This is a genomic window from Micromonospora sp. NPDC049679 (assembly GCF_040659735.1).
GTDB lineage: Bacteria > Actinomycetota > Actinomycetes > Mycobacteriales > Micromonosporaceae > Micromonospora_I.
The window spans coordinates 1-12,466 of record NZ_JBFANZ010000050.1 but is presented as its reverse complement, the minus strand read 5'-3'; the positions used below and the strand labels follow the sequence as shown (position 1 = coordinate 12,466).

The 12,466-nt window shown below is 70.4% G+C and carries 11 protein-coding genes and 1 tRNA gene; 6 read left to right on the top strand and 6 right to left on the bottom strand.

Going from position 1 to position 12,466, the window contains the following annotated elements:
• Nucleotides 1-35 precede the first annotated feature (35 nt).
• A complete protein-coding gene (locus AB0J06_RS23635; protein ID WP_357431408.1) occupies nt 36-458 on the top strand; it encodes a tyrosine-type recombinase/integrase in 423 nt (140 codons plus the stop codon).
• A gap of 79 nt (nt 459-537) precedes the next feature.
• Here the strand turns inward: AB0J06_RS23635 and AB0J06_RS23630 are convergent.
• The 5 genes from AB0J06_RS23630 to AB0J06_RS23610 all read right to left on the bottom strand — a co-directional run bounded on the left by AB0J06_RS23630 (nt 538) and on the right by AB0J06_RS23610 (nt 4,779).
• Nucleotides 538-609 (bottom strand) — tRNA-Val (locus AB0J06_RS23630).
• A 155-nt stretch (nt 610-764) separates the two neighbouring features.
• On the bottom strand, nt 765-1,229 hold the full coding sequence (locus tag AB0J06_RS23625; RefSeq protein ID WP_357431406.1) for a peroxiredoxin: 465 nt from the start codon (nt 1,227-1,229) through the stop codon (nt 765-767).
• A gap of 143 nt (nt 1,230-1,372) precedes the next feature.
• Nucleotides 1,373-1,810 (bottom strand): DUF3052 domain-containing protein, encoded by a 438-nt coding sequence (locus AB0J06_RS23620; RefSeq protein ID WP_357431404.1) that lies wholly within the window; start codon nt 1,808-1,810, stop codon nt 1,373-1,375.
• Between the two features lie 110 nt (nt 1,811-1,920).
• Nucleotides 1,921-4,251, bottom strand: coding sequence for a transketolase C-terminal domain-containing protein (locus tag AB0J06_RS23615; RefSeq protein WP_357431442.1), 2,331 nt, complete (start codon nt 4,249-4,251; stop codon nt 1,921-1,923).
• Between the two features lie 48 nt (nt 4,252-4,299).
• Entirely contained in the window at nt 4,300-4,779 is a 480-nt protein-coding gene (locus tag AB0J06_RS23610) for a MarR family transcriptional regulator (RefSeq protein WP_357431402.1), read from the bottom strand.
• A 152-nt stretch (nt 4,780-4,931) separates the two neighbouring features.
• Between AB0J06_RS23610 and AB0J06_RS23605 the strand changes: the two genes are divergently transcribed.
• The 4 genes from AB0J06_RS23605 to AB0J06_RS23590 all read left to right on the top strand — a co-directional run bounded on the left by AB0J06_RS23605 (nt 4,932) and on the right by AB0J06_RS23590 (nt 8,937).
• Nucleotides 4,932-5,417 (top strand): MarR family transcriptional regulator, encoded by a 486-nt coding sequence (locus AB0J06_RS23605; protein WP_357431400.1) that lies wholly within the window; start codon nt 4,932-4,934, stop codon nt 5,415-5,417.
• Complete coding sequence (locus AB0J06_RS23600; protein ID WP_357431398.1) at nt 5,410-6,321, top strand: ABC transporter ATP-binding protein; 912 nt, start codon at nt 5,410-5,412, stop codon at nt 6,319-6,321. Before AB0J06_RS23605 ends, AB0J06_RS23600 begins: the two co-directional genes overlap by 8 nt.
• Nucleotides 6,308-7,105 (top strand): ABC transporter permease subunit, encoded by a 798-nt coding sequence (locus AB0J06_RS23595; protein ID WP_357431396.1) that lies wholly within the window; start codon nt 6,308-6,310, stop codon nt 7,103-7,105. The genes AB0J06_RS23600 and AB0J06_RS23595 overlap by 14 nt, the downstream gene beginning before the upstream one ends.
• Nucleotides 7,106-7,305: 200 nt before the next feature.
• A complete protein-coding gene (locus AB0J06_RS23590; protein ID WP_357431394.1) occupies nt 7,306-8,937 on the top strand; it encodes an alkaline phosphatase D family protein in 1,632 nt (543 codons plus the stop codon).
• A 95-nt stretch (nt 8,938-9,032) separates the two neighbouring features.
• On the opposite strand, the gene AB0J06_RS23585 is transcribed toward AB0J06_RS23590, so the two are convergent.
• The gene (locus AB0J06_RS23585; protein WP_357431392.1) at nt 9,033-9,440 is read right to left on the bottom strand and encodes a secondary thiamine-phosphate synthase enzyme YjbQ; all 408 of its coding nucleotides are present in this window, start codon (nt 9,438-9,440) and stop codon (nt 9,033-9,035) included.
• Nucleotides 9,441-9,640: 200 nt separating this feature from the next.
• Here AB0J06_RS23585 and aceE point away from each other — a divergent pair, with 200 nt between their 5' ends.
• Entirely contained in the window at nt 9,641-12,394 is a 2,754-nt protein-coding gene (aceE, locus tag AB0J06_RS23580; protein ID WP_357431390.1) for a pyruvate dehydrogenase (acetyl-transferring), homodimeric type, read from the top strand.
• The last annotated feature ends 72 nt before the right edge of the window (nt 12,395-12,466 follow it).

The following is a 12,466-nucleotide window of genomic DNA, read 5'->3' as shown; positions in this document are numbered from 1 at the left end:
CAACTCGTCGATGTAGTACGAGATCGGCTTGCCGTGTGCGCGTTCGAGTTCAAGACACCAAGTCGGAGGACTCCGATGCCGTGCTCCCGCTGCCCGAACTCGCCTGGGTAACGCTGCTCGACCATCAGAAGCGGCAAAAAGCCGAGCGGCACCGGGCCGGCGATACGTGGCGGGATCACGGGTTGGTCTTTCCGTCGGAGGTGGGGACTCCGATGGAGCCGCGCAACCTCAATCGGCATTTCGCCGGGCTGCGTCAGCGGGCTGGCCTGCCCGAGATCAGGCTGCACGATCTGCGGCACACCATGGTCACGCTGCTCCTCGACCTCGGCGTGCCGCCGCACCTGGTGCAGGCGATCGCACGGCACGCCCACGTCGACATCACACTCAAGATCTACGCTCACACGAACCTTGACGCGATGCGAGCGGCGGTGAAGCGCCTTGACGACGAGCTCGACTGAGACGCCCGCTGCTACAGCCGTTGCTACATGCGGATCAGCAAGCGACGCTCTTATTCACGTTGTGCCTGGTGGTGATGGGTGGGCGCGGCAGGTTTCGAACCTGCGACCCCTCGCTTGTAAGGCGAGTGCTCTTCCACTGAGCTACGCGCCCGGAACGTCTGTACGGCGTACCGGCGGCGGCTAGCTTACCCTGCCGCCGCCGGTACGAGCCGCCTAGCTCATGATCGCGAAGGATCTGAGTGGCTGGAGCCCCTGCAATCGTTCGCGATCATCGAAGCGGTCGGCGAGCAGCAGACGCGGCCAGGGTCAGGCCACGACCGAAGCCAGCGCCTTGCGCCAGCCTTCCTGGTCGCGCGCCTCGCCCGGCATGTTCATCTCGGAGAACCGGACCACGCCACCCTTGTCGATCACGAACGTGCCCCGGTTGGCGATGCCGGCCACGTCGTTGAAGACGCCGTACGCCTGCGCGACCGCACCGTGCGGCCAGAAGTCGGCCAGCAGCGGGAACTGGAAGCCCTCACGGTCGGCCCAGACCTTGTGGGCGTAGACCGAATCGACGCTGACGGTCAGCACCTGGACGTCGTCGGACACGTACTCGTTGAGGTTGTCGCGCACCTCGCAGAGCTCACCCTGGCACGTGCCGGTGAACGCAAGCGGATAGAAGACCAGCAACACGGCCTTGTCGCCGCGGAAGTCCGAGAGCCGGACCTCCTGGTTGTTCTGGTCCTTCAGGACGAAGTCCGGCGCCTCGGCACCAACCTCGATCGGCATGCGTGCTCCCCTGATCGCGATGGTTCAGCTGTCACGCCGAGCATGCCACGCGCCGAAGCGACCCCACGGAGCAACCCCAGGGGTGGTGTGGAGGGGAAAGCAGCAGACCACCGGCCCCGGCAGCCTGCCACGTATCCCCGACGCTACTTCTTGGCCTTCGACCCGCGCCCGAGCACGAGCCGTGCGGCCCCCCAGTCCTTGCCGGCGTTGATCATCGAGGTCTGCTGCAGGCCGGCGCTCGGCGCCGACTCGCTGATCTCGCTCGGCTCGACGTGTCCCGGTCGCCCGGCCTTGGGGGTCAGCAGCCAGACCACGCCGTTGTCGGCCAGCGGGCCGAGGGCGTCGACGAGCAGTTCGAACAGGTCCCCGTCGTCCTCGCGGTACCACACCAGCACCGCATCGACGACCTCGTCGGTGTCCTCGTCGACCAGCTCCCCGCATCGGTCGGTCAGGGCGTCGCGGAGTTCCTGGTCGACGTCGTCGTCGTACCCCATCTCCATGACGACCATGCCCGACTCGATGCCGAACCGGTCCGCCAGGGTCCGTACGCCGTCGGCGGCCTGACCAGCGGTCGCGCTCACTGTCGCATGCCTCCTCATTTTCCTGCTCCCGGCGTCGGTCCGACGCCGATAGCGCGTAGTCCACACAGTTGTGCCGCTATGCGCAAGCGGCGCACCGAGTCCAACGGAATTTACCGTGCCAGAAGCGCGCGGGCACCCTGGGTAATGGCATCTTCCGCAACCAATACCTGACGCGCCGCCGCGCCGAGCGGGATGAACGAGTCGACCGAGGCGACCCGCCGCGCTGCGCCGACGAAGCCGGCGTCGACGAGCGCCGCCAGGACCCCCTCGCCGACGCCGCCGGAGCGGCGGGTCTCGTCGACGACGAGGACCCGTCCGGTGACGGCGGACTCGCGGACGATGTCGGGCACCGGCAGGGGTGCCAGCCAGCGCAGATCCACGACCCGCGCGCCGATCCCCTCGGCGGCGAGCCGGGCGGCGGCGCGCAGCGACATGCGTACGCCGTTGCCGAACGTGATGATGGTGACGTCGTCGGCGGAGCCGGTCGCGTACACCCTGGCCCGGCCGACCGGCACGTGCTGGCTGGCCCACTCCTCCGGCCCGACGTAGGGCGCCAGCCACTCGTTGTCGCCCTCCGCGTAGAGGTCACGGGTGTGGTAGAGCGCGATCGGCTCCAGGAAGACGCAGACGCTGCCGTCGACGGCGGCGCTGGCCAGGCAGGAGCGCAGCAGGGGCGCGGCGTCGTCGGCCCGCGCCGGCACCGCGACCACCAGCCCCGGCACATCCCGGAGTACGGCGACGGAGTTGTCGTTGTGGAAGTGCCCGCCGAAGCCCTCCTGGTAGGCGAGCCCGGCGATCCGGACCACCATCGGGTTGCGGTAGGCGCCGCGGGAGAAGAACTGCATCGTCGCCGCCTCGCCGCGCAGCTGGTCCTCGGCGTTGTGCAGGTAGGCGAGGTACTGGATCTCGGGGACGGGGAGCATCCCGGCCAGGCCGGCGCCGAGCCCCAGGCCGAGCAGGGAGGTCTCGTCGAGGAGGGTGTCGAAGACGCGGGACGCCCCGAAGCGCTCGCGGAGTCCCTTGGTCACGCCGTACACCCCGCCCTTGCCCGCGACGTCCTCGCCGAAGACGGCCATCGTGGGGTGGCTGAGCAGGGCATCGCCCAACGTGGCGTTGATGGTCTGGGCGAGGGTGAGCGCTCCGTTCCGCTCCGGCGGTTTGCCGTTGAAGGCGGCGGTGCGGGCCACGGCGAGCGGGCCGGCCGCCCGGCTGCCGGCCTCGGCGACCGCGCGGGAGACGCGGACCGGTCGGCGTGGGGCGATCGGCGCGACGACGTCGGTGGCCGCCTCCAGCTTCGGTTCGCCGAGCACCTCCTCGGCGATCTGCCGGACCTGCCAGCCGACCTCGTCGTACCGGACGAGCAGTTCGTCGCCGCTGGCCAGCCCGGCGTCGGCGATGAGCCGGGCGGTGGCCACGAGCGGGTCGCGGGCCACGTCGCGGGCGATCTCCGTCGCGGTGCGGTAGCCCAGCTCGGCGTCCGCGCCGGCGTGCCCCATGAGCCGTACGGTCGACAGGTGGAGTACGGCGGGCCGCCGGTGCCGGCGTACCCAGGCGGCCGCCTCGGTCGCCGCGTCGTAGGTCTGGGCGGCGTCACAGCCGTCCGCGGCGAAGTAGCGGATCCCCGGCTTGGCCCGCAGCGCCCCGGCGACCCAGCCCTCCGGTGAGCGCACGCTGATGCCGAGCCCGTTGTCCTCGCAGACGAACAGGACCGGGATGCGCAGGCCGGAGTGGTCGCACCAGCCGGCGGTGTTGAACGCCGCGAGCGCGCTGGCGTGGTTGATCGAGGCGTCGCCGAAGGAGCAGACGACGATCGCGTCGGCCGGCCAGGGCGGGGACGGTTGCCCCGCGGCGCCCGGCGTGGCGGCGCCGCCACGGGGGCGGCGCAGGCGTTCGATCGCGAAGCCGACGCCGACGGCGCGGGGCAGGTGCGAGGCGATCGTGGAGGTGGTCGGGATGACGGCGAGTTCGGCGCTGCCGAAGACCTTGTGCCGGCCGCCGGCGATCGGCTCGAGGGCGGAGGCGACGACGCCGCGCAGCACATCGCGGGCGGCCCCGGTGAGTGGGGTCTCGGCGTTCTCCTCGGACGGTCCGGTGGTGGCGGCCTGGGCGGTGCGGGCGCAATAGAAGGCGCCGGAGCGGTAGTGCAGCAACGCGGGGTCGGTCGGGCGTACGGCCGCGGCGAGCGCGGCGTTCCCCTCGTGTCCCGACGAGCCGATCGTGTAGAACCCCTCGCCGAAGCTGCGCAGCCACCGGGCGGCCAGGTCGAGGTGGCGGCTGGTGAGCTGCGCGTCGAAGAGCTGGAGGGCGGCCTCACCGGTCAGCGCGGTCCCGTCGCGGACCGGCCCGTCAGGCCAGCGCCGGGTGTCGGAGGCGACGAGCCCGCCGACCGCTTCCCGGAACCGCTCATCGAGATCTTGAGGGGTGGTCACGTGGGACAGCATTACCGACATGCACGGCCGGTTGCCACCCGAGGAAGTGTCCGGGTGCGGTCACTCGCCGCCGCAGTCCTCGGGGCAGCCGCCGTCGGAGACCTTCCCGAGCAGCTCGCGCAGCGTGCCCAGTTCGTCGTCGCTGAGGCCGGCCAGCAGCCGCGCCTCGGACATCACCTGGTGCACCTGGTCGCGCACGCCCCGGCCGGCGTCGGTGACGACGAGCGTCTTGAGCCGGCGGTCGGCCGGGTCCACCTGGCGGTGGACGAGACCGGCGAGCTCGAGCTTGTCGACCAGCGCGGTGACGTTGGAGCGGTCGCATTCGAGTTGCTCGGCGAGCTCGCGGGCGGCGATCGGCCGGTCCGGGTCGAGCTGGTGCAGCGCGCGGGCCACCGCCGGGGTGAGGCCGAGCCGAGCGAAGCCGAGGTCGGTGTCGTGCCGCATCGCGCGGGCGACGTGCACGATCCGGCGTACGACCTGGCCGGCCAGCTCACCACGCTCGCCGGTCCCGGGTCGAGGGCTCGCGCCGGTGGTTGTCATGCCTCCCACGCTACGTGCCGTCGACGGCGGATCTGGATCAACGATCGGGTGCGACGCGCGGCTGAACGGGTTGCCCTCGCCCCCTTGCGTCGCCATGAGACAGGAGTAACGTGAGTTCAGAAGGTACTGAACATTGCGGAGGGTGCGGGACGATGTCGGACGAGCTCACCCCCGAACGGCACTTCGCCGAGGACGCCGGCGTGGTGCTGAGCGGCATGGGCATGCCCCCGGCCTTCGGCAAGCTGCTCGGTTGGCTGCTCATCTGCGACCCGCCGCACCAGACGAGCACCGAGCTCGCGCACGCGCTCGGTCTCTCGAAGGGCTCCGTGAGCGCCGGCATGCGGATGCTCGAGAACGGCAAGCTGGTGCGCCGGGTGCCGACGCCGGGCCGCCGCGGCACCGCCTACGAGATGACCCCCGAGGCGTTCCTGCGGGCCGTCGAGTCGGACCAGTACCGGGTGTTCCGCGAGCTGATGGAGCGGGGCCTGGAGCTGCTCGGCGGCGAGGACGCGCCGGGAGCCGACCGGCTCGCCTACAGCCGCGACTTCTACGCGTTCATCGAGCGCGAACTGCCCCAACTCGTCGCGCGCTTCAAGCGCGAACACGACACGAACAAGGAGGCGAGGAGCGATGGCTGAGTTGGCCATCAGCACCGACAAGCTCGTCAAGACGTACGGCCGCAACCGCGGGTTGACCGGCCTGGACCTGGCGGTCGACACCGGTGAGGTGTACGGCTTCCTCGGCCCCAACGGAGCCGGCAAGTCCACCACCATCCGGCTCCTGCTCGATCTGATCCGACCGACCGGCGGCCGGGCCACCGTCCTCGGCGCCGATCCGCGCCGGCACGGCATCGCGCTGCGGCGACGGATCGGCTATCTCGCCGGCGACTTCGTCGTCGACGGACGGCAGACCGGCCGCGAGCTCCTCGGCTACCTGGGAAACCTGCGCGGTGGCGTGCCGGCGCGACGCGTCGGGGAGCTGGCGGAGCGGCTCGACCTCGACCTGGACCGGAAGATCAAGAGCCTGTCGAAGGGCAACCGGCAGAAGATCGGCGTCGTGCAGGCGTTCATGCACTCCCCCGAGCTGCTCATCCTCGACGAGCCGACCAGCGGCCTCGACCCGTTCCTCCAGCAGGAGTTCGTGGCGCTGGTCCGCGAAGCGAAGGCCGCCGGACAGACGGTCTTCATGTCGTCGCACGTCATGAGCGAGGTGCAGCAGACCGCCGACCGGGTCGGCATCATCCGCGAGGGACGGCTGATCACGGTCGAGCGGGTCGAGGAACTGCGCGAGCGGGCCGTCCGCAAGGTCGAGATCCATTTCGAGGGTCCCGTCCCGCTCGCGGAGTTCAGCGCCCTCCCGGGCATCACCGACGCGACCGTCGACGGCAGCACGCTGCGCTGCCGGCTCGACGGCCGGGCCGACGCGCTGGTCAAGGCCGCCGCCCGGCACACCGTGGTGAGCCTGCTCTCCGAGGAACCCGACCTGGAGGAGCTCTTCTTCAGCTACTACACGACCGGGGAGGCCGAGCATGTTTCCGCGTAACCCGTTCACGAAGGCGCTGTTCGACGCCCGCCGGTCGCTGGCCGTCTGGGCCATCGCCATCACCGCCGTCGGCAGCATGTACGCGGCGTTCTGGCCCTCGATCCAGACCCCACAGATGCAGGACGCGCTGGCCGCGTACCCGAAGGGCCTGCTGGAGGCGTTCAACTACGACGACCTGACCAGCGCCGCCGGCTACCTGGCCAGCAGCGTCTACGGCCTGCTCGTGCCGCTGCTGGTCGCGGTCTTCACGATCACCGCGGGCACCCGCGCGATCGCGGGCGACGAGGAGGCCGGCACCCTGGACCTAGTGCTCGCCCACCCGGTCGGTCGCACCCGTCTGGCGTTGCACCGGTTCGCCGCGCTGCTGCTCGGGGTGGCCGTGGTCACCGGCCTGCTCTGCCTGGCGATGATCGCGTTGAGCGGGCCCGCCCAGTTCGACGGGGTCACCGCGGGCGAGTTCGGCGCGATCACCGTGCAGTTGCTGCTCTTCGGCGGATTCTTCGGAGCGCTGGCGTTCGCGGTCGGCGCCGCCACCGGACGGAAGGGTCTCACCCTCGGGCTGAGTGCCGCCGTGGCGGTCCTGGCCTACCTCGCCAACAGCGTCATCCCGCAGGTCGAGGGGCTGTCGTGGGCGCGCAACCTGTCGCCGTTCCACTGGTATCTGGGCGGAGAGCCGCTGGTCAACGGTGTGCAGATCAGCGGAGCGCTGCTGCTGCTCGGCACGATGGCCGCGCTGGTGGCCGCCGGCACGTGGGCGTTCACCCGACGCGACGTGACGGTCTGATCGCCGATCCTCCGGGTTGATCAAGGGGTCGGCGGCAGGATTACGGGAGTGGGACGATGCCGATCCCTTGATCAACGGACGCGGACCGGCGGCGACAACGTTTCGGTCGTGTTCGGCTGGCGGCTACGCGCTGGAGCCGTGCACGGCATGGCCGCCCGCGAGGCTGCCTGGGTCCGTACCCCGGATCCCAGGAGGTCGCCATGACCGCTCTGTCCCGCCGTACCCTGCTCGCCGCCGGCGCGGCCGTCGGGGCCGCCGGCGCCGTCGCCCTGCCCGGCGCGGCCGCAGCGGCCCGTGTCGGACCGCTGCGCACCGACCCGTTCACCCTCGGCGTCGCCTCCGGCGACCCCGACCACGACGGATTCGTGCTCTGGACCCGGCTCGCGCCGCAGCCCCTCGCCGATGACGGCCTCGGCGGCATGCCCGACCGGGTGGTCAGCGTGGAGTGGCACGTCGCGACCGACGAGCGGTTCCGGCACGTGATCCGGCACGGGCTCACCCCCGCCCGCCCGCAGTCGGCGCACAGCGTCCACGTGGAGCTCAACGGGCTGCTGCCCGGACGCGAATACTTCTACCGGTTCCGCGCCGAGGGTTTCCTCTCCCCGGTCGGACGCACCCGCACCGCGCCCCCGCCGTGGGCGCTCAACGGCGCGCTGGCGATGGCGTTCGTCTCCTGCGCGCAGTACGAGCACGGCTACTTCACCGCCTACCGCCGGCTCGCGGAGGAACACCCGGACCTGATCCTGCACCTGGGCGACTACCAGTACGAATACGCGAAGGACTCCTACACCATCCCCGGCGGCAATCCGCGCGACCACGAGGGACCGGAGACGGTGACGCTGGCCAACTACCGGCAGCGGCACGCCCAGTACAAGTCCGACGCCGACCTGCAGGCCGGGCACGCCGTCGCGCCCTGGCTGGTGGTCTTCGACGACCACGAGATCGAGAACAACTGGGCCGACGAGACGCCCGAGCAGCCGGACCCGGGATTTCCGACCCGGCGGGCCGCGGCGTTCCAGGCGTACTACGAGAACATGCCGCTGCGCCGCACCTCACTGCCGCACGGCATCGACATGCGGCTCTACCGCCGGCTGCACTGGGGACGGCTGGCGACGTTCCACATGCTCGACACCCGCCAGTACCGCGACGACCAGGCCTGCGGGGACGGATACAAGAACTGCCCGGCCGCGCTCGACCCGACCCGCTCGATTACCGGGGCGGAGCAGGAGAAGTGGCTACTCGACGGCTTCCGCCGCTCGCACGCCCGCTGGGACATCCTGGGCCAGCAGGTCTTCTTCGGGCAGCGCGACGCCGACGCCGGCCCGGCCAAAGTGGTCAGCATGGACTCCTGGGACGGGTACGCCGCCTCCCGCGACCGCATCACCCGTGGCTGGCTCGAGGCCGGGGTGCGCAACCCCGTCGTGCTCACCGGCGACGTGCACGCGCACTGGGCCGACGACCTGAAGCTCGACTGGGCCGATCCGACCTCGCGTACGGTCGGCACCGAACTGGTCTGCTCGTCGATCACCTCCGGCGGCAACGGCGCCGACTCGACGACCCACCCGTGGTTCGCCGCCAACCCGCACCTGCGCTTCTACAACAACCAGCGGGGCTACGTGCTGACCCGGGTGACGGCGGGCCGCCTCGACGCCGACTTCAAGGTCCTGCCGTACGTGACGACTCCCGACGCGCCGGCGTACACCCGAGCGTCGTTCGCCATCGAGGACCGGGTGCCGGGGCTGCACCAGACGTACGACCGTCCGGTCGCACCGTCGGCCGCCGGCACGGCGTCCGCCGACGCGACGGTCGACCAGGAAACCCGCCGCCCCTAACCCGGCCCCCGCGCTGCGCTGCGCAGCGCTGCGCAGCGTTGATCATGGGCATACGCGCGACAATTCCGGCACCCGGATGGCGCGTATGCCCATGATCAACGGGCCGGGAGGAAGGAGAACCGGACGTGGCGGGTCGGGTTGTCGCCGTTCGGGTCGACCAGACAGATCGACTGCCAGGTGCCGAGGGCGATCCGCCCGTCGAGCACGGGCAGCGTCGCGTACGGCGCCACGAAAGCCGGCATCACGTGGTCCCGCCCGTGCCCGGGCGCCCCGTGCCGGTGCCGCCACCGGTCGTCCGTCGGCAGCACGTCGTCCAGCGCGGTCAACAGGTCATCGTCGGAACCCGCCCCGGTTTCGATGATCGCGACCCCGGCAGTGGCGTGTGGCACAAAAACGTGCAGCAGCCCGTCGCCCTGCCCCGAGACGAACTCCTGAGCCTCCGCGGTGATGTCCCGGACCGTCGCTCGGGAGCCCGTCCGGACCGTGATCACTTCGCTGCGCATGCGCAACAGTCTCTCTCAGGCACGAACGCGGGGCCGAGCGTCACAGGAAGATCCTTTAGCGAAAACCTCGATTACCGCAAAGTTACTGGTCAGTACGTGTGTCGAGCATCGCGTCTGCGGCCACCATGCGTGACGGAAGGTGGCATCAGGGGGCAGGATGACGCTAGAGACCTATCCCACACACAACTAAGGGAACGCCTGTGGCAACGGAACGCAAGCGCCCGGTGATCAGCGACGGCCTGCCGAGCCAGCTTCCGGACATCGACCCAGAAGAAACCAGCGAATGGGTCGAGTCGCTCGACGGGGTGATCGACGAACGCGGCGCCAAACGCGCCCGCTACGTCATGCTGCGCCTGCTGGAGCGGGCGCGCGAACGCCAGGTCGGGGTCCCGCCCCTGACCACCACCGACTACATCAACACGATCTCCCCGGAGCAGGAACCCTGGTTCCCCGGCGACGAGCAGATCGAGCGGCGCATCCGGGCCTTCGTCCGGTGGAACGCCGCGATGGTCGTGCACCGTGCGCAGCGTCCGGAGATCGGCGTCGGTGGGCACATCTCCACATACGCCAGCGCCGCCTCGCTCTACGAGGTCGGCTTCAACCACTTCTTCCGGGGCAAGAACCACCCCGGCGGTGGTGACCACATCTTCTACCAGGGGCACGGCTCCCCGGGCATGTACGCCCGCGCCTACCTCGAGGGACGGCTGAGCGAGCACCAGCTCGACGGCTTCCGGCAGGAGCTCTCCCACCCGGGCGGCGGCCTGCCGTCCTACCCGCACCCGCGGTTGATGCCGGACTTCTGGGAGTTCCCCACCGTCTCCATGGGCCTCGGCGGCATCAACGCCATCTACCAGGCGCGGTTCAACCGCTACCTGCACCACCGCGGCATCAAGGACACCTCCCAGCAGCACGTCTGGGCGTTCCTCGGTGACGGCGAGATGGACGAGGTCGAGTCGCTGGGTGCGATCGGCGTCGCCGCCCGCGAGGAGCTCGACAACCTGACCTTCGTGATCAACTGCAACCTGCAGCGCCTCGATGGACCGGTGCGCGGCAACGGCAAGGTCATGCAGGAGCTGGAGGCGTTCTTCCGCGGCGCCGGCTGGAACGTCATCAAGGTCGTCTGGGGCCGGGAGTGGGACCCGCTGCTCGCCGCCGACACCGACGGCGCGCTGGTCAACCTCATGAACGTCACGCCGGACGGCGACTACCAGACCTACAAGGCGGAGTCGGGGGCCTTCGTCCGCGAGCACTTCTTCGGCCGCGACCCGCGGACCCGCAAGATGGTCGAGCACCTCTCCGACGATGAGATCTGGAACCTCAAGCGCGGCGGCCACGACTACCGCAAGCTCTACGCGGCCTACAAGGCGGCGACGGAGCACACCGGGCAGCCGACGGTGATCCTGGCCCACACGATCAAGGGCTGGACGCTCGGCTCGCACTTCGAGGGCCGCAATGCCACGCACCAGATGAAGAAGCTGACGCTCGACGACCTCAAGTCGTTCCGCGACCGCCTCTACCTGGACATCCCGGACTCAGTCCTGGAGAGCAACCCCTACCTGCCGCCGTACTTCCACCCGGGTGAGAAGTCCGAGGAGATCGCCTATCTGCGGGAGCGGCGCGAGGCGCTCGGCGGGTTCCTGCCGTCCCGACGCACCAAGTCCATTCCGTTGGCCATCCCGCCCACGGAGCGCTTCAACGACGTCAAGCGCGGTTCCGGCAAGCAGAAGATCGCCACGACGATGGCCTTCGTCCGCCTGCTCAAAGACATCATGAAGGACAAGGAGTTCGGCAAGCGCTGGGTGCCGATCATCCCGGACGAGGCCCGTACCTTCGGCATGGACTCGCTCTTCCCGACGGCGAAGATCTACTCGCCGCACGGCCAGAAGTACACCTCGGTCGACCGGGAGCTCTTCCTCTCCTACAAGGAGGCGACCGGCGGTCAGATCCTGCACGAGGGGATCAACGAGGCCGGCTCGGTAGCGTCCTTCACCGCCGCCGGATCGGCGTACGCCACCCACGGCGAGCCGATGATCCCGCTCTACATCTTCTACTCGATGTTCGGGTTCCAGCGCACCGGCGACGCCTTCTGGGCCGCGGCCGACCAGATGACCCGCGGTTTCGTCCTCGGCGCCACCGCCGGCCGCACCACGCTCAACGGTGAGGGTCTGCAGCACGAGGACGGGCACTCGCATCTGCTCGCCGCGACCAACCCGGCCGTGGTGGCCTACGACCCGGCGTTCGCGTTCGAGATCGCGCACATCGTGGAGAACGGCCTGCACCGCATGTACGGCGAGAAGCAGGAGAACATCTTCTACTACCTCACCATCTACAACGAGCCGATCCTGCAGCCGGCGGAGCCGGCCGACGTCGACGCCGAGGGGATCCTCAAGGGGATCTACCGCTACGCGGCGGCGCCGACGGTCGCACACGTCGACGGCGAGGCGCCCCGGGCCAACATCCTGGCTTCGGGCACCGGCATGCAGTGGGCGCTCAAGGCCCAGCAGCTCCTCGCGCAGGACTGGGGGGTGGCCGCCGACGTCTGGTCGGTGACCTCCTGGACCGAGCTGCGCCGCGACGCGGTGCAGTGCGAGGAGTACAACCTGCTCAACCCGGGCGCCGAGGAGCGGGTGCCGTACGTGACCAGCAAGCTCGCCGACGTGGCCGGCCCGAAGGTGGCGGTCAGCGACTGGATGCGTGCGATCCCCGACCTCATCTCGCGGTGGGTTCCGGGTGACTACACCTCGCTCGGCACGGACGGCTTCGGCCTGTCGGACACCCGGCACGCCCTGCGTCGGCACTTCAACGTCGACGCCGAGTCGATCGCGGTGGCGACGCTGCGGCAGCTCGCCCGCCGCGGCGAGGTGCCGGCGACGACGCCGGCCGAGGCGGCCAAGAAGTACGCCATCGACGACGTCAACGCCGCGCCGGTCGGCGAGACGGGCGGCGAGTCGTAAGAAGGACGAGTCGTAAGAAGGAGGTGTCGGGGGGGGGGGGGGGGGGGCGGCCGCCCCCCAGGCCGCCCCCCG